Genomic DNA, 18,296 nt, shown 5'->3' with positions numbered 1-18,296 from the left:
TTCTACGATGTACTATACGCCGATATATCACAGTTATCTGGCCTTGCTCTCATTTTCACAATACGCTCGCACAAAGTTGCCGCTTTCATCCGCAAAATAGATTTACCTCACATTCTTTTGGGTGTATTCTCGATAATGTTCAACCGTGTTGGTTGACGGTCTGTTGGTCGTAGACATACCGAGTCGCAACCAATAGTAAACTGACGCGCAAATAACGCGTGGTCCTGTTGAGGCTGCCTAGCAGCTTCGATAATCGGAAATTTATGCAGCAATTGAATATAGATACATCGAAACACCCCACCGCTAGGCTGGAAAGTTAGTTGTCCTGAAGATATTCGCTACATTTGCCCATAGAGTCGATTAACGGCACTCGCGTCACTGCAACACCTAGTTAATATATTCAGGAGACACCATGTCCAAAGCTAATGGTTCCGTTAAGTGGTTTAACGAAGAGAAAGGTTTCGGTTTTATCCAGCAAGAGAACGGTCCAGACGTATTCGTTCACTTCCGTGCTATCGTTGGTGAAGGCTTCCGCACACTAGCAGAAGGCCAACAGGTTGAGTTCGATATCGAGCAAGGTCAGAAAGGCCCACAGGCTGCGAACGTCGTTCGCCTGTAAGCCAAACCAAATTTAAGAGAAAGGCGCCCAACTGGGCGCCTTTTTTGTCGCTATCATTTGTTGTTTGCTCTTACCCATCATTTTTAAGCAAAGCCTCATCCAAGTCGCATTCCTTTCACACGCGCTATAGACGCTCTTGCCACCATCCACTAGGCTGAAAACATAGACATTGTCAGGAGGACGTATGCTATCTCCGTGTTTAATTGTTGACGATCATGAAATGATTCGTGACACCATTGGATTGATGGCCCAAGCACTGGGTATTAAGTCGGTGATCACGGCAGAAGATGGCGCCGAAGCGATATCAAAGGCATACCATGAAGCTCCCAATCTGATCATTACCGACTTACAAATGGATCCCATTGACGGGTTGGAAATGTTACGACTGATGCGGAGCGGTCGCTATCATTTGCGTCATGACACACCCATCATCATTTTAACCGCTAACGCGTCTCAGGCAGTGATCAGCGAGTGCATCCGCTATGATGTCGATGCTTTTATGGTTAAGCCGGTGAAAAAACAAGATCTAGAAAACCGTGTCAAGCAGCTATCTAAGCAGACCAAAGCTAAAAAGCCCCCCACATTCTACTTTGAGATGTACCAGTCAGATCCTGCCAAATCAACGGAGTTTGAGCACAATGGAGTCATCGTCTTTACCGAAGAAGAACAACAAAAAATAAAGGGCATTACCGAGCCACAAAACGAAGCGCAACCGCACCTGACGCCAAAAGAGCCATCTATAGCCCCACCCAAGGAAGAGTCGAAAGATCGGAAATTTATTCGGTGGCAAGAAAAGTATACAGTGGGACATCAATCATTGGATGAGAGTAACAAGCAGCTGCTCTCTATCATCAACGATACGTATGAGGCCATTGCCTACCACCATGAGGACGAGACTAAGACGGATTTTGAGACCCTCGCGCAACGCTTTCGTGACTACATTGACTCGCACTTTCAGCTCGAGGAAGATATTCTCGAAGCGCGCGCCTACCCCAAATACAAAGCGCATGCTGCGATTCACCAACGCCTCGCCCGGCAAGCGCAATATGTGCTGCTACAGTGCCAAGCCGACCCAGAGCTATACCGCTCAGAGTTTTTTAAGTTTCTACGTTATTGGTGGATTCACCATGTGGTGCGTGAAGATACCCAATATCGTGATTTCTTACTACAGGGACCCTAGCCCACCTCGGTGCCCACAGTGCTCTTTGCCTGTTGGCACCGAGACATACATCCAAGCTATCTGTTCCTAACCTATCGCCCCTATTCCGCCACATATATGGGATGTGGGAACCTGCCCACACCTTTAGGCCAGTAAATGTTACTTCTCAAAACACTTACTTTCACAAAAAATTTAACAATAAATAAATTCATATATTTCATAAATTTAATTACAGATGATAAACCCAACACTAAAATCTGGGGTTGATAAACCAAATTCATCGCCTATTATGTAAAACGAATTCGTTAGAGCACAAAACAATTATGTGGCGATCAAAAACGACAGACACGGCAGTACTTGAATCTGAAGTACGTGACCGTAAACAGACCCAGACCAACACGCAGTTTGTGTTTCGTAAGCCAGCTATCAAGGATGGCGGCAATATCTATCGATTAATCACACAGTGCCCACCGTTGGATGTGAATTCCGCTTATTGCAACTTCTTACAGGCGACGCACTTTAAAGAGACCTGTGTCGTTGCAGAGCGTGAGGGTGATGTACAAGGCTTTATCTCGGGCTACATTCGCCCTGAGCAGCCAGACACCTTTTTTGTCTGGCAGGTTGCCGTGTCACCCAAAGCACGTGGAGAAGGGCTTGCCCTGTCGATGATCGAAGCGCTGATGGCACGCAAAGTCTCAAGCAATATTCGCTTCATCGAAACCACTATCACTGAAGACAACGCCGGATCTTGGGCGCTGTTTAAAAAGGTAGACCGCCTCTACGGTACAGGTGGTCAGCGCTCTGTGTTCCTTGACGAACAAGAGCACTTCAACGGTGAACACGACACCGAATACCTTTTCCGAATTCCACTCAAAAAATAACAGGATGAGTTATGGATATCTTTAAATCGCAGGAGTCAAATGTTCAATGTTACGCCAACAACTTCCCGGTGGTGTTTGAAAGCGCTAAGGGTTGCTGGATCACAGGCGTCGACGGCAAGCGCTACCTCGATTTTCTTGCTGGCGCCGGCTCACTCAACTATGGGCATAACAACCCAACGTTGAAAAAAGCTCTGATCGAGTACATCGAGAAAGATGGCATTACACACGGCCTGGATATGTACACAGGTGCAAAAGCACGCTTTCTCGAAGTATTTAAAGAACACATCTTGGCACCGCGTGATTTGGACTATAAGTTCCAATTTACTGGCCCAACAGGCACTAACGCTGTTGAAGCGGCAATGAAGCTTGCTCGTAAAGTGACAGGCCGTGCAAATATTGTATCTTTCACCAACGGCTTCCACGGCTGTACATATGGTGCATTGGCAGTGACGGGTAATCATCATCACCGTGGTGGTGGCGGCATCCCTGTCAATAACGCGGTGACACGTCTTCCGTACGATGGCTATGCAGACGTTGATGGTTTAACGCTGTTTGAAACCATGCTTAATGACGCATCAAGTGGCCTAACAGGCGGTGATAAACCTGCTGCAGTGCTGCTTGAAGTCGTCCAAGGCGAAGGTGGCCTAAACGCAGCCTCTAATGAGTGGTTGCAGCGCCTGCAAGATATTTGTAAGGCACACGACATCTTGATGATTGTCGATGACATCCAGGCTGGTTGTGGCCGTACGGGGACGTTCTTCAGCTTTGAGCCATCAGGCATTAAGCCCGATATTGTGACCCTGTCCAAATCAATTGGTGGTTATGGTCTACCAATGGCCGTGGTGCTACTAAAACCTGAGCTGGATCAATGGGCACCGGGTGAACACAACGGTACATTCCGTGGTAACAACCACGCGTTTGTAACTGCAGCGGAAGCGATTGACACATACTGGCGTGATGATCAGTTCCAAACGCATATTCAAGCGCGTGCGGATCAGCTAAACAAGGTCTTGCAAGAGATGTTGCACGAGAATAGTGATCTGTTTGACACCATCAAAGGACGCGGCTTGATGCAGGGTATCGCTTGTCAAAACGGTGACATTTCTGACGACATCACTAGCCTATGTTTCGACAATGGCATGATTATCGAGACCGCGGGCCCAGATGATGAAGTGATCAAATTCTTCTCGCCACTGACAGTCAGTGAAGCAGAGATGGAAAAAGGCTTGCAGATCTTCGTTAAATCGGTCGAGCAGTACAAGAAAGAGAAGCTTAAAAAAGCATCGTAATCGCTAAGATAATAAGCCTTGTTTAACGAAGAGACGTTGAAGGAATAAACATGATTGTCCGCACATTAGAAGAGTGCCAGAAAACCGAGCGCCGCGTGGTGGCAGAAAACTGGGAAAGCGTACGCATGTTGCTACGCGATGATAATATGGGATTTTCTTTCCATATTACCACCATCTATGCCAATACTGACACGCACATTCACTACCAGAACCACTTAGAGTCTGTGTATTGCATGTCGGGTGAAGGTGAAATTGAAACCACGGATGACGGTAAGGTTTATCCTATTAAACCTGGCACACTGTATATCCTAGACAAACATGACGAGCACCAGCTTCGCGCAAACAAAGGTGTTGATATGGTCATGGCCTGTGTGTTCAACCCACCGATTACTGGGCAGGAAACACACGATGAAAACGGTGTTTATCCATTAGTCGATTAACCGTCACGGGGCAGCCGGATGCTGCCCCTGTAAACCCAATCGACTCCCTAATTCATAAAAGCCCACAAGGAGCTCACATGAATCATACCGTTGAAAAGATCGGCGGTACGTCGATGTCAGCCTACGACGCTGTCATGGATAATATCTTTTTGTACCCGTCAAACCCGTACAACCGCATTTTTGTTGTTTCTGCTTACGCTGGCATCACGGATGCATTGCTAGAATGTAAGCGTTCGGGCAAGCCCGGCATTTATCGCCTTCTCGCCGCCAATAATCCAAAGTGGCGTGATGCGATGGACGAGCTAGAGCAACGTATGCTGCTTATTAATAGCAATATGTTCCCCGATCCTGTATACCGTGAACGTGCTGACAACTTTATCCGTCAACGCATGGAAAAAGCACATAGCTGTATCGAAGGTATACTCGAAACCTGTAACTATGGGCAGTTTTCTCTGGAAAGCTATCTCCCACAAGTTCGCGAGTTTCTCTCCTCTATCGGTGAGGCACACAGTGCGCACAACTCAACGCTACTGCTTGAGAGTGTGGGGATAAACTCACGATTTGTTGACCTCTCTGGCTGGGATAATCCCGATGAAGGCAAAGGCGACCTCAATACGGTGATTGCCAATGCCATGGAAGACATTGATTTCAGTACTGAGCTGCCCATCGTTACCGGCTACGTCTATTGTGATGAAGGTCTGATGAAGACCTATGACCGCGGTTACAGTGAAATGACATTCAGCCGGATTGCGGTGTTGACCAAAGCAAGCAGCGCGGTAATCCACAAAGAATATCACCTAAGCAGTGCCGACCCTCGCATTGTGGGTCCAGAACGTGTCCAGCCTATGGGTCTTAGTAACTACGATGTGGCTGACCAGCTGGCCAACTTAGGGATGGAAGCCATCCACCCTAATGCAGCCTCAGGGATGCGCGCCGTGGGTATCGAATTGGTCGTGAAAAACACCTTCGAGCCTGAACATGCGGGCACGGTGATCTCACACAAATATCGTCCAAAAGACAAAGAGATCGAGATCATTGCGGGCCGAGATAAGGTGCTAGCTCTCCATATCTTTGACCAATCAATGGTTGGGCATGTTGATCAGGTCAGCTATGACGTGATGGAAATCATTCGCGAAGAGAACGTGCAGCTCATCAGTAAAGAGATGAATGCCAACTCAATTACCTACTACTTAGACGGCAAAACAGCCAGTCAAGACAAGGTGATTAGTCGTGTTGAGAAGCTCTACCTGAAAGCGAAGATTACGGGTGAAATGGTCGCACTGATTTCTGTCATTGGTAGCCGCATCGACTCAAACCAAACCATGAGCAAGGGTATGCTGGCGCTGCTTGACGCAGAGATAAACCCTAAGGCGGCGCACTCATCAATGCGCGATGTGGATGTGCAATATGTAGTACTCGATAAGTTCTACCATGCGTCGATTTGTGCACTACATGCTTGTTTTATTGAAGAGCCTACGCCTAAGCCAACCATTCGGGCCGCTTAGTACTCTCGGTGCACATGACAAGCAAGAAACCCTACCCCCTTACCTAAGGGGGTTTTTTAGTTTTATAGGCTACCCTAGAACCCCTATTTACGATTAAAAACCAACCTAATCGCCTATCTTTGTTGATAAAGTCTAGTTAAAAGGTAAAATTCCGCACTTTATCTGGAAAGCGGTAGTGCCTTTATGATCGATCCCAATATGCTCCCCGTTTACTTAACCGCCGTTGTCGCGCTTCTGCTGGTGCCCGGGCCGGATATGTTGCTAATCGTGAGCGCCAGTCTTAGCTATGGCAAACGGGTTGGTATGGCCGCAAGCTTGGGTAATGCAACATCAGGATTGATCCTGACCGGGTTAGCCGCAACCGGCGTATCAGCCATGATTGCGATGTCGCCAACGGCCCTCACCATTCTGCAGTACGTAGGAGCCGCGTATTTGCTAAAAATGAGTATAGATATGTGGCGTGCCTCTCCAACAGACAGCGCCGAGCTCGCGCATCATCAAGGCATGGGCAAATATCTCTATAAACGCGCGGTGATGACCAACCTATTGAACCCAAAGGCACTACTGTTTTTTGTGTTGTTTTTACCGCAGTTTATTTCGCAGCAAATTCAAGCCTCGTCCAGCACGCAACTGCTAACGCTTGGGCTGCTCCTCAACATATTAGGGCTCGTTTTTAATCTGCTTTTAGTGGCGATAGTCGGCAAGCTTGGCAATGCAATGCTCACCAATACCCGCGTCCAAATGTATCAGCATAAAATAATGGCGCTCGTTTTTGCGGCACTCGCTGCCTGGCTTTTTGCTCAACAATCCTTGTAATCCATCCGACGACCTGAGTGAAAAACCAACGAACCAGACGTTGAGTGATAAAAATTCAGGCAGTTGTCTGATATATTATGCCTCTGTCAGTCGTATAACTGACATTGGCTCGTTGAAGGCGTTTTACGCCTTCACCTTTATCGAATGGATTCGGTCACGTGTTTAATCTTCACCTTCCCACACTTACCCTGGCTTACATCAGTGTGTTCTGGCTACTCACCATTGGCGTGTTGTTGATTGGGTGGCAATTTAATCAACACAAAGACATCAAGCTGTGGGGGCTGGCTTGTCTGCTGATCTCGACGGGCACGTCGGTGTATAACATTGGCAATGTCACTGAAACGTCGGGGCTCGTTTGGATAGGCACCACAGCCGCGATTTGCTCGCATATTCTGGTGTGGTTAGGTACGAAATCCTTCGTGGGCACATCCTTGTCATGGCGGACGGCTTCGCTGGCCGCACTCTTAGGTGTAGGGGTTTATACACTGATTCTTGCCAATCATATTCCGCTTGCTCTCCGTATTACTTGGTATTGTGCGTTCTACGTGGCAATGCACCTTGCGGTTTTAATCCTCATTGTAGAGAGCCCAGAGAGAAAGCGGATAGGCTTTAAACTCTATGCGTCCGTGCTCCTCCTCTTACTGATACTTTATGGGCTTCGCGCCTACTTCGCCTTTGACACTCCGATGAAGAACACCGGCCTATCTCAACGCTATATTGCCGTGTATTACTTGATCTTAATGGCCGAATTCGTCAAGTTTATGACCTTCATTTACCTTTGTTTTGAGCGACTAGAGCACACGCTTTGTCAGCTTGCGCTCCGTGATACCTTGACGCAGCTTCCGAATCGACGCGCCTTTGTGACGCAATCCGCACAGCGCCTTCTTTCTAATCAACCAAATGCCCTTATCCTGGCTGATTTGGATAACTTCAAAAGTATTAATGACGTCTATGGGCATCTTGCTGGCGACCAAGTATTGGTCGCTTTCAGTCAACACTTAGAGAGGATCACCCAACAAGAAGGCGCATTTTGCGCCCGAACGGGAGGTGAAGAATTTATTTTGCTACTCAGTGGTCAGTCTGTGCGTCGCGTACAAGACATTGCGCTACAACTGAAACGCCAAATCGAGGCATGCCAGGTGACGACCGAATACGGCCATCACATCCAGTTTACGGTGAGTATCGGCGTCGGCATCAAGCGTCAGAAGCAATATGTCGCCATGAATCAGTTATTTGAGTGCGCGGATACCGCCTTATACGAAGCAAAAGCCCGTGGGCGAAACCGCATTGAATTCGCATTAACTGAACATGGTGATGCGCCGTCAAGCATATCACCAACATCCAATCAATCGCCCATCAGCCAGGAAACTGATAGCCCTTCTCTACCTAAACGTTATCTCGAGCGTCAATCTTTGTCATAATAGGCGTTCAGCCCGTACTAGGAGAACGTGTAATGGATGAGAACACCGCCACGCTACTGAATCTACGTGTCATTGAAGTCAGCGACTATCAGCCCTTAGCAGAGTTGATGGATCTCGTCTTCCCGGATGTCGGCGGTGCTTGGCCTAAGAGCACGATCATGCAACTGGTCACCGCTTTCCCGGATGGCCAGATATGCATTGAAGATAATGGAAAAATCGTCGCCGCCGCGTTAACGCTTAAAGTATCCTACAACCGCTTTTCGCTGCCGCATACCTATGCCGACATCATTACGGATGATGGTGTGGTGTTCCACAACGCAAAAGGGGATGCACTGTATGGCCTCGACGTGTTTGTACACCCTGATTATCGTGGCCATCGTCTTGGCCGCCGACTTTACGAAGCGAGAAAGGATCTGTGTCAGGCGCTTAATTTAAAAGCGATCCTTGCTGGCGGTCGTATACCGGGTTATCACAAACACAATGATGTTTCAGTGACGGATTATATTAATAAAGTCAGAAGAAAAGAGGTTCACGACCCCATTCTCTCGTTTCAGCTATCTAATGACTTTGATGTTAAGCGTTTGATGAATCGCTATTTACCCGAAGACGATAAGTCTGCGGGTTATGCCACACTGTTGGAGTGGGATAACTTCTTCTATGAAGAAGATGCATCCTCTGTGCATGATATTGAAAAAACCATCGTCCGCCTCGGGGTCGTGCAATGGCAGATGCGTCATGTGCTCTCAGTGGATGATCTTTTGAATCAGGCCGAATTCTTCGTCTCATCCTTAGCCAACTATCAGTCAGATTTCGCGCTATTTCCCGAGTTCTTCTGCGCGCCATTAATGGGGCTTGCACCTGATAAGCGCTCCGTCGAGGCGATCCGCTTTCTCAGTGAATTTACCCAAGCAATTAAGCAACGTTTTTCGCAATTGGCCGTCACCTACAACATCAATATTATCGCTGGCAGTATGCCCGTGTTGGAAAATGGCAAACTGTATAACGTCTCCTACTTAATGCATCGCGACGGTAGCATTGATGAGCAATACAAAATCCATATTACGCCGCACGAACAACGTGACTGGGTCATCGATGGCGGGGATACGGTCAAAGTCATTGAAACCGATGCGGGCCGAGTGGGTATTCTCACCTGCTATGACGCCGAGTTTCCTGAGTTAGGGCGTATTCTTGCCGAGCAAGGTGTACAGATCCTATTCGTGCCCTTTTGGACCGATACCAAAAACGGTTATTTGCGCGTGCGCCTTTGTGCCCAAGCGCGAGCGATTGAAAACGAGTGCTATGTCGCGATTGGCGGTAGCGTGGGCAACCTTCCTCGGGTAGATAATGTCGACATCCAGTACGCTGAGTCTGCGGTATTTTCACCCTCGGATGTCTATTTCCCGCACGATGCGACACTTGCGGAAGCGAATGCTAATACCGAGATGATGATTTTCGCTGACGTCGATTTGGACAAGCTCAAAATGCTGCATGAACGAGGCTCGGTGACGAACTTGAAACACCGTAGGCCCAAGCTCTATGCTAGCCATTTAAGCCAAGAGTAGCCTTAATCCAGCCTCGCCGAGTGCGGGGCTTTAATTTGTAAACAGGAGACAAAAAAGACTAGATTCCCATACACATTTACCAAAAGCTTCTATCCTTACTCAACAAACTGCTTATTTTTTATCCAGTGCGATATTGAGGTGAGATCATGAAGCTCAAATATAAAATGTTAGTTAGCTTATTGGGTGTGGGTTGCATCCCCGCGTTAATCATTAGTTTGCTTTCTCTTCATACCGCCTCGTCGTCACTCGAGCATCAAACGTTTAGTCAGCTAGAAGCGTTGAGAGAGGTAAAACAATCAGCGGTCACACGCTACTTTCAAACGGCTGAAGGACAGATAATTACCACCGCTGAAACCCCTTCCGTGTCCAACACCATGGCCAGCATGATTGATGCCATGGAGACACTCCCTTCTCATACCGCCCAGGCAAGCTCACAACTGACCCGCTATTATCAGCGTCACCTCATTGATCCACTTGATGAGATCAGCACAGAGACACTACCCAGCGCACAGGATCTGGTGAGCAATCTAACGCCACAAACGGTGGCGCTACAAAAAGCCTACTTAATCGACAACCCTAACCCCGTGGGAGAAAAAGGCGCATATCAAACCAGTGGCCAATTGTCTCAGTACGATCAAGCGCATCAAACCATCCATCCCTACTTACGCGATGTTCAAGAAAAGTTTGGTTACTACGACATCTTTATGATCGAAGCAAACCAAGGCCACATCCTTTACTCGGCCGCTAAAGAGCTTGATTTCGGCACGTCGCTAACAACGGGTCTGTTTAGTACGTCCGGCCTAGCTGACGCTTTCCGTCAAGCGAAAACGTTAGCAGATGGCGATACCGTGATTATTGATTTCTCACCCTACACCGCCTCAAACAACGCACCAGCAGGGTTTATGGCATCGCCGATTTATCACGACGGTAGCGTCATTGGTGTGCTCGCCTATCAATTCCCGATAGATAAGCTCAGTGCGATTATGGCAGAGCGAGATGGACTGGGAAACACAGGCGAAACCTATCTCGTCGGACCAGATAACTTGATGCGCTCAGACTCCTTCTTAGATGCCGAGCATCGGTCGGTTTTCGCCTCCTTTATGCAACCTGCGCAAGGCAGCGTTGAAACACTGGCCGTTGAGCGTGCGATGCAAGGCGAAACCGGGATCGATGTCATTAATGATTACAACGGTAATCCCGTTCTCTCTGCCTACGCCCCGCTGACGGTCAGTGGACTCAGCTGGGCAATCATTGCGGAAATGGACGTTAAAGAGGCGTTCGCAGCACTCAACGAACTGCAAGGACTCATTATCACCGTGTTGGTGATTGCGGTGACTGCGATCGTAGTCACTGCTATTCTATTGACGCGTTCGATTACCCGCCCAATAGGTGGCGAACCGGCTGAGATGGCCAAGATGGTACAAACAATTGCCGACGGTGATCTGAGAGTGCGCTTTGACGCAAGCCCTAAAGCAACGGGGATTTATCGCTCCATGCGTGCGATGGCAACCAACCTCACGACCATGGTGTGCGATATTATCGGCGCCACTAACCAACAAGCGGCTGCGGCTGAGCAGTTATCCTCCTCGAGCGTGCAAACACTCACTAACTTTGAAGCCCAAAACGCCCGGACAGAGCAAGTGGCGGCAGCGATGGAAGAAATGACAGCGACTGCCAATCAAATTTCCTCCAGTTCCGCCTCGACAGCGGATGCTACCGAAAAGGCGCGTTCACTTATCCATAACGGTGATCAACAAGTGACCGAGTCTGTCGATGCGATGCAAGATCTTGTCACGCGTCTCAATCACGCCAAAGAGCAAACGGATGCGCTCGGGCAAAGCGCTGAAGATATCTCCAGCATATTGCAAACGATTGGCCAAATTGCGGATCAAACCAACCTGTTAGCATTGAATGCAGCCATTGAAGCGGCACGCGCGGGCGAACAAGGTCGCGGCTTTGCGGTCGTCGCCGACGAAGTGCGCACACTGTCGCAAAGCACACAACAAGCGACCAGTGAGATCACGCAGATGATTGATAATCTTCAGCATAACTCCAGCACCACAACACAAGCTATCTCAGAGAGTGCGACAACCGCCAACTATGTCTCAGAACGCGCAGAAACAAGCTTATCGTCGCTCAAGCAAGCGGTGAATGCGGTGGATGAAATTGCAGACATGGCGATGCAAATGGCCAGTGCCTCAGAGGAGCAATCTCTCGTGGCGACGGAGATTAACCAAAACTTGGAAGAGATCAACACCATGACAGGTGAAAACCGTCAAGCAATGGATCAAATCACTCAAGCGACACACAATCTCAGCGAACTCTCTCATACACTAAAAGGCCACACGCAAAAATTTCAGTGCAAACAAGCCTAATCGAGCGGCATCATGTTCTCTGAGTACCCATCGCACTGACTTTGTTCAAGGTCAGTGCATTGACTGGTACAAAGGATCACTCTCTTGATAGAATCAACCCGTTTCTGCGTAAGCGTTATTAAGAGAGATTCCGAATGGGACGAAGTTTTGAAGTTCGTAAAGCGTCAATGGCGAAAACCCAGGGCGCGAAAATTAAGGTGTATTCAAAGTACGGTAAAGAGATTTACGTCTGTGCTAAAAATGGTGGCTCGGATCCTGAGAGCAATCTATCACTGCGTCGTTTGATTGAGAAAGCCAAAAAAGACCAGGTGCCTGGCCACGTGATCGACAAAGCGCTCGATAAAGCCAATGGCACAGGTGGCGAAAACTATGAAGTGGCGCGTTACGAAGGCTTTGGGCCAGGTAGCTGCGCGGTGATAGTGGATTGCTTAACGGATAATAACAGCCGTACTTATATGGACGTACGCCAGTGCTTTGTGAAAAACGATGCGAAAATTGGCACGCCCGGTGCGGTGTCTCATATGTTTGAGCACCAAGCTGTTTTCCAGTTTAAAGGCGAGGATGAAGAAGGCACGCTTGAGGCCTTGGTGATGGCTGATGTGGATGTGTCAGACATCGAAGCAGACGAAGGAGTGATTACCGTTTTTGCCCCTCATACAGAGTTTTTCAAAGTGAAAAATGCGCTAAGTGACTTTCTTGGCGACACGCCGATTGATCTTGAAGAGATCACCTTTGTGCCTCAAATCGACACTCAGGTCAGCGGCGACGATGTTGAACGTTTTGAAAAGTTCCTCGATATGCTTAACGACTGCGACGACGTGCAAAATGTCTACCACAACGCAGAGCTAATCTAAGCACAATGACTACGCGCCATGTCATCATGGCGCCTTATCGCTCACCCAGTTGCGTGAGTAACATTTGCGAAAATAACGCCCAATTTTGACGAAACTGATCGTCCCCCTGCAAGACATAACTTTGCAACCCCGCTCCAAGGAAAAACGCATCCACGACACGAATCGCCGTATCAATTTGATGCTGCGGGATTTTTCCCTGATAGAAGTACTCAATTGCGCGTGTATATTCCGTTAACCCATGTTGAGAAAAACGCTGAATAGCGACCCTAAACTGTTCATCAAATAAGGCTTGGGTGGTAAAGCTATACATCGCTTTCATCGCATAGGGCTCACATTGCATGGTGAGATACAAGGTATCCCCTGTCACTTCGAGATAACTCTCAAAATCATCAAAATTGGCAGGCTCGGCCACGGCGAGAAACATAGAGATTAGTTCATCAACCGCTGCATATTTGACGGCATCAAGGTTGTCAAAATGATGATACAACGCCCCTTTACTGATCCCGGCTTTCTTCCCTAATTTTGTTGCCGTTAACGCAGCAAGCCCCTCATTTCCAACGATTTCTAGCGTAGTCGAAAGAATATGTTGGCGCATAGCACGCGACGCAATTTCGTTTTTGTTCATCGTTTTTTGATCAAAAGTGAAAGTTCAGATGAAAAAATAAAACATACCGAATGTTCATTCAATTTTTTTTGGGTAAAATGTGACCGATAACCGAATGATTCCTCAACACCAAGGCGTCGGAAGAAAAAAGGCATGAAAGTGGGTGTTGTAAAATAACAGAATAAGGTTCAAAGACAGGTTTAAACGCAATGGCTACAATGAAGAGAGGTAGAAATGGTAAGGGGTGAAGTCAGTGATGAAAGGACTATGGGCGTTACTGTTAACATTAGCGGTTACATGGCCGGTGAGCGCTAAGACCACGTATGTGGTTGGCGTACAGAGTTTTTCACAGTATTACCCGTATTCAGCCTATTCTAATCGCAACTATTCTGGCTTTAACCGAGAGCTTTTGGATATGTTTGCCAATGAATATCACTACCGTTTCGTTTATAAAGCGCTACCGTTAAGACGGCTCGATCGTCGATTTGTTGAAGGCGCCTTTGATCTAAAATATCCCGACAGTCCAGATTGGGGGCAAAAAATTAAAAAGAAAGCCAGTGTCACATACAGTGATTCTGTGGTGAGCTATACGAATGGCGTCATGGTCATTGACCAATATTATGGCCGGCCTTTGGATGAATTCCGTTTACTCGGTACCGTTACTGGCTTCACACCTCATCCTTATCAATCTCGCATCAACGCAGGGAAAATACGTGTTGATGAAAGCTATCAATATGATTCGCTGTTAATGAAAGTCATTAGTGGTCGCGTTGATGGAGGCTATACCAATATTGACGTCGCACAGTTTTATCTTGACCAAATGGGGCTAAAAAAAGGCTCCGTCAAATTTGATGATGCCCTCCCACATGTGAAAGGAACACACCACCTTTCGACGATTCACTATCCAAAACTGATTAAAGAATTTAACCAATTTTTAGCCGATAATCATGCCAAGGTCACTGAGCTGAAAGCGCGTTATGGGCTTGAGTAATGAAGGTTTATTGCTTCCTTTCAGTCCGTAGTACTGTATACTCTACGCGCCATTTCAGGCAGGATGAGTCGGTTGAATCAGTTAGAGAAGAGTTGCTTTGAGTAATCAGCTTATCAGTCTAGATTTGTTTTATGCGATTGAGCACCTTATGCCCGGGAAGCGCACTGCCGCGTTATTCCGTCGGTCAATTAAACACCTCCCCGTGACCACATTGGCGCTTACCCACTACGACTCCGCTGCAGGGCTTCAGCTCGCATTATTCCGTCATTGCCGCAATTATGTGGCCTTTACACAAGGCAAGCCCATTTCGCCTGATTTTGATTTCTCTGGGACTGCCGAGCAAATTTTGGCGGCTGAATCAGTGATGAAGGCCTTTATTCGTGGTGCCTACTGGTGGGTGGACTATCACATGAGCCTGTATCGTGACGATTGGAGCCAAGAGCAGTCGCAACGTTGGTTAAGGGACTTACGTTTGCTGGTACAAGTCATTATCGGTGTCGGGAATTGCACCAATGCGGAATTTTTGATCACGCACCGAGGGCCAATCCAGGCCCTGACTTACGATACACATCTCGAGCCTTTTCTTACTAATTATTAGTCATGCCTTGGCCACGCCCAGAGATCTCAGCTATCGACTGATTGATAATCACACACTGCTTTCGCTATTTCGTCACGTTTATTCGCTAGCCTAGGCCCATGACGATGACACAAGGTTCACCATGAAGCGACTAAAGCGGTATCAATACGAGCGGTATGCCATTTTATGCCGCGCCTCTTATCCTGCCTATTTTAATCACACGCAGTACGGCTTCAGTCCGAGTGGGCGACGCGATATTTACGATCGCTGGGGGCGTTGTATTATTCGCGTGCTATGGCGAGATGATGACGATGTGGTGGTGGTATTTCGCGGCTCGCAAACCTTGTGGGACTGGCTGGTAAATTGTGCCTGTGGTCCTAAGCGTATTCGCATGGCTAACGCTTATTGTTGCGTACACTGGGGGTTTCACTACTTACTGACACAAAAAAGTTTGCCATGGCAACAGCACAAACGTCGTTACCAAGCAATGACCACCAGCCAGTTTGCTGATGTCGCACATGCCGCGGATATGGCTTCCTTAGACGGCAATACGGTGCTCGATAAACTCTGCTCCGCCCTTTCCCCTTTGGTCCAGGCCAACAAAAAAGTCTCTTTTATTGGCCACTCGTCAGGCGGCGCGATGGCGGTCCTTGCCGCGGCGATGCTTCAACCACAGATGGGCAGTGCTATTAAACGCATCGTCACCTTTGGTCAACCCGCTGCCGGTATGTGGCGCTTTAAGCAGCACTATCCTTTTCACACCAAAACCTACCGTATCTGTTGTGATGTCGACATTATTACCTTCTTACCCGGTATTCCTTTGCTGTATTGGCATGTCGGTCGGCTTCTATGGCTACATGAAAACAAAATCTATACCGACACGTCGTCACTGATTCGCGTGCTGCGGGTTTTATTTAGCTGGCTCGCACGCCCCATCGCTTATCACTACATGGATAAATACATCCGACGCAAAGATTACTTTGACCAACACTAATTTGTCTGTACCAACCAATACGTGATCTTGATACCAGCTTCCTTCACTGTCCCAAGACTGTCACCCAGTAGTCACCGCGTTTTCATATTGCCTCGCCACACTTTCGACCGACTTTGCGATGTACTTTCTAGCGCATCGCTATCACCTAAATCATAAATACGATAACGAACAGAAAGGAAGAATTGTCGTGAGCAAGCATATTGACCAACGTCCGCTGGACGCAGAACCCGAATTCAATCGCTTTATTGATGCCGCCGTCAGTCGTCGCCGCTTTTTACAAGGCGCGGGCGCAGCCAGTACAGTCGCTTTTTTTGCCGCTAACCCTGTCGCAAAGGCCGTGGCTGGCAGCATGAGCAAAAGTGAACTGCTTGGGTTTGAAGCCATCCCCACCTCAACCGCTGATACAGTCAGCGTCCCTGCGGGTTATAAGGCAGATGTACTTGTGTCTTGGGGAGATCCTATTTTTGCCAATGCCCCTGCGTTTTCTCAACAAAACAACGCCGATGCGCAAGCGCAGCAGTTTGGCGACAATAATGATGGCATGACATTTTTCCCGCTCGCCAATGATCGCGCCTTGCTCGCGGTCAATAACGAGTACATCAACGATGAGTATTTGTTTACGCACAGTGGAGAAAACATCTCAGCCGATGATGCGCGTAAATCACAAGCAGCGCACGGTGTCTCCTTGGTTGAGCTCAAAAAAGTCGATGGTCGTTGGGTAGTGAATCCACAAGGCCGCTTAAACCGCCGTATTACCGCGTATACAGAAATGGCAATGACAGGTCCTGCTGCCAGCCACTCATTGCTTAAAACCGCGGCTGACCCCTCGGGTCAGAAGATCCTCGGCACCTTTAACAATTGTGCCAACGGCGAAACGCCTTGGGGCACCTATCTCACCTGCGAAGAGAACTTCAACGGCTATTTTGCCAGCGAAAAAACCGTTACCTTAGGCAAAACCTATCAGCGCTACGGTATCAGCGATAGTGATTGGGGATACGACTGGTATAAACACGACGAGCGCTTTGATGTCGCCAAGCATCCTAATGAACCTCACCGCTTTGGCTGGGTGGTCGAAATTGATCCTATGGATCCCAACTCAACCCCGAAAAAGCGCAGTGCACTGGGTCGATTTAAGCACGAAAATGCCGCGCTAACGGTCAATGATGATGGTCATGTCGTTGTGTATATGGGCGATGATGAACGTGGCGAGCACCTGTATAAATTTGTCTCTGAAGGAAAATACGATCCGAGTAAAGGTCGTGCTAATCGCGATTTGCTCGAAAATGGCACCTTATATGTCGCCAAATTTACTGGCAGCGACGACGAGCTAAAAGGCCAAGGAGAGTGGTTAGAGCTCACCTTTGGTAAAAATGGCCTAACGCCAGAGAACGGCTTTCCTGATCAAGCTAGCGTGCTCATTTTTGCCCGCGAAGCCGCGACGCAAGTGGGGGCGACCACCATGGACCGCCCAGAGTGGGTCGCCGTGCACGCCGACAACAAACATGTTTTCTGCACCCTCACCAATAACAAACACCGCGGCGTGAAAGACAGCCAGCCATTAAATGCGGCCAACCCACGCACCAAAAACCCGTATGGTCATATTATTCGCTGGGCACCGACCCAAGGCGACCATACTCAGGCGACCTTTGAGTGGGACATCTTCGTGATGGCCGGCCACCCCGAGAAGCAATCTGGATTAATGGCAGGTACCGATAACATCAACAAAGACAATATGTTTAACAGCCCAGATGGTATCGGCTTTGATCGCGCAGGACGTCTTTGGATCCAAACCGACGGCGATTACTCCAACGAGGGCGACTTTGCTGGCATGGGCAATAACCAAATGCTCTGTGCCGACACGCAAACGGGGGAAATTCGTCGCTTCCTCACCGGGCCTACATCATGCGAGATCACAGGACTGACCTTTACGCCCGACTCACGCACTATGTTTGTGGGCGTGCAACATCCAGGCGCGCACTTCCCTGCAGGCGGTGACGGCATTCCTCGCTCTTCGGTTATCATGATCACCAAAGACGACGGTGGCGTAATCGGGACCTAACAGCCCTCCGCGGCGATACACTCCCGTTCGCGCGCTATTTAACCAACACCACTCAGCCCTTGTCTCGACAAGGGCTTTTTAAGCACTACTCGAGTATGACCAAACCCGCAAATTTTGCTCTTCTCTGCAAACTATCAACTATATTTACAG

The 18,296-nt window shown here is 48.4% G+C and carries 16 protein-coding genes; 15 read left to right on the top strand and 1 reads right to left on the bottom strand.

The genetic code is table 11. From position 1 onward, the window contains the following. Positions 1-412 precede the first annotated feature (412 nt). The 11 genes from cspE (at position 413) to FCN78_RS15295 (ending at position 12,921) form a co-directional block, all read left to right on the top strand. Entirely contained in the window at positions 413-619 is a 207-nt protein-coding gene (gene cspE / locus FCN78_RS15345) for a transcription antiterminator/RNA stability regulator CspE (protein ID WP_025744354.1), read from the top strand. Between the two features lie 184 nt (positions 620-803). After that, positions 804-1,799 carry a bacteriohemerythrin gene (locus FCN78_RS15340; protein WP_077659733.1) on the top strand — a complete coding sequence of 332 codons (996 nt, stop codon included), beginning with the start codon at positions 804-806 and terminating at the stop codon, positions 1,797-1,799. Between the two features lie 302 nt (positions 1,800-2,101). Next, entirely contained in the window at positions 2,102-2,659 is a 558-nt protein-coding gene (ectA, locus tag FCN78_RS15335) for a diaminobutyrate acetyltransferase (RefSeq protein ID WP_077459636.1), read from the top strand. An 11-nt stretch (positions 2,660-2,670) separates the two neighbouring features. Continuing rightward, positions 2,671-3,948: a diaminobutyrate--2-oxoglutarate transaminase gene (gene ectB, locus FCN78_RS15330; RefSeq protein ID WP_077659732.1), complete on the top strand. Its 1,278-nt coding sequence runs from the start codon at positions 2,671-2,673 to the stop codon at positions 3,946-3,948. A gap of 50 nt (positions 3,949-3,998) precedes the next feature. Then, positions 3,999-4,388: an ectoine synthase gene (locus FCN78_RS15325; protein WP_046075984.1), complete on the top strand. Its 390-nt coding sequence runs from the start codon at positions 3,999-4,001 to the stop codon at positions 4,386-4,388. Between the two features lie 77 nt (positions 4,389-4,465). Continuing rightward, positions 4,466-5,893 (top strand): aspartate kinase, encoded by a 1,428-nt coding sequence (locus FCN78_RS15320; RefSeq protein WP_077659731.1) that lies wholly within the window; start codon positions 4,466-4,468, stop codon positions 5,891-5,893. Between the two features lie 183 nt (positions 5,894-6,076). Further along, positions 6,077-6,709: a LysE family translocator gene (locus tag FCN78_RS15315; RefSeq protein ID WP_077459639.1), complete on the top strand. Its 633-nt coding sequence runs from the start codon at positions 6,077-6,079 to the stop codon at positions 6,707-6,709. A gap of 158 nt (positions 6,710-6,867) precedes the next feature. After that, positions 6,868-8,130, top strand: a complete 1,263-nt coding sequence (locus FCN78_RS15310; protein ID WP_077659730.1) for a GGDEF domain-containing protein — start codon at positions 6,868-6,870, stop codon at positions 8,128-8,130. Positions 8,131-8,162: 32 nt separating this feature from the next. After that, entirely contained in the window at positions 8,163-9,692 is a 1,530-nt protein-coding gene (locus FCN78_RS15305) for a bifunctional GNAT family N-acetyltransferase/carbon-nitrogen hydrolase family protein (RefSeq protein WP_077521730.1), read from the top strand. 146 nt (positions 9,693-9,838) lie between these two features. Next, the gene (locus tag FCN78_RS15300) at positions 9,839-12,067 is read left to right on the top strand and encodes a methyl-accepting chemotaxis protein (RefSeq protein ID WP_077659729.1); all 2,229 of its coding nucleotides are present in this window, start codon (positions 9,839-9,841) and stop codon (positions 12,065-12,067) included. Between the two features lie 134 nt (positions 12,068-12,201). Next, positions 12,202-12,921: a YebC/PmpR family DNA-binding transcriptional regulator gene (locus FCN78_RS15295; RefSeq protein ID WP_069362842.1), complete on the top strand. Its 720-nt coding sequence runs from the start codon at positions 12,202-12,204 to the stop codon at positions 12,919-12,921. Positions 12,922-12,955: 34 nt separating this feature from the next. On the opposite strand, the gene FCN78_RS15290 is transcribed toward FCN78_RS15295, so the two are convergent. After that, positions 12,956-13,546 carry a TetR/AcrR family transcriptional regulator gene (locus FCN78_RS15290; protein WP_069362841.1) on the bottom strand — a complete coding sequence of 197 codons (591 nt, stop codon included), beginning with the start codon at positions 13,544-13,546 and terminating at the stop codon, positions 12,956-12,958. Positions 13,547-13,781: 235 nt separating this feature from the next. On the opposite strand from FCN78_RS15290, the gene FCN78_RS15285 reads away from it, so the two are divergent. From FCN78_RS15285 to FCN78_RS15270, 4 genes are all read left to right on the top strand, one after another. After that, on the top strand, positions 13,782-14,516 hold the full coding sequence (locus FCN78_RS15285) for a type 2 periplasmic-binding domain-containing protein (RefSeq protein ID WP_077459024.1): 735 nt from the start codon (positions 13,782-13,784) through the stop codon (positions 14,514-14,516). A gap of 97 nt (positions 14,517-14,613) precedes the next feature. Next, the gene (locus FCN78_RS15280; RefSeq protein WP_069362839.1) at positions 14,614-15,114 is read left to right on the top strand and encodes a hypothetical protein; all 501 of its coding nucleotides are present in this window, start codon (positions 14,614-14,616) and stop codon (positions 15,112-15,114) included. 121 nt (positions 15,115-15,235) lie between these two features. Next, the gene (locus FCN78_RS15275) at positions 15,236-16,087 is read left to right on the top strand and encodes a lipase family protein (protein WP_077649769.1); all 852 of its coding nucleotides are present in this window, start codon (positions 15,236-15,238) and stop codon (positions 16,085-16,087) included. A gap of 187 nt (positions 16,088-16,274) precedes the next feature. Then, positions 16,275-18,146: a PhoX family protein gene (locus FCN78_RS15270; protein ID WP_235607609.1), complete on the top strand. Its 1,872-nt coding sequence runs from the start codon at positions 16,275-16,277 to the stop codon at positions 18,144-18,146. Positions 18,147-18,296: the final 150 nt, after the last annotated feature.

The organism is Salinivibrio kushneri, from assembly GCF_005280275.1.
GTDB lineage: Bacteria > Pseudomonadota > Gammaproteobacteria > Enterobacterales > Vibrionaceae > Salinivibrio > Salinivibrio kushneri.
Note: the sequence above shows the minus strand (reverse complement) of the source record. Positions and strands in the feature narration are given on the sequence as shown.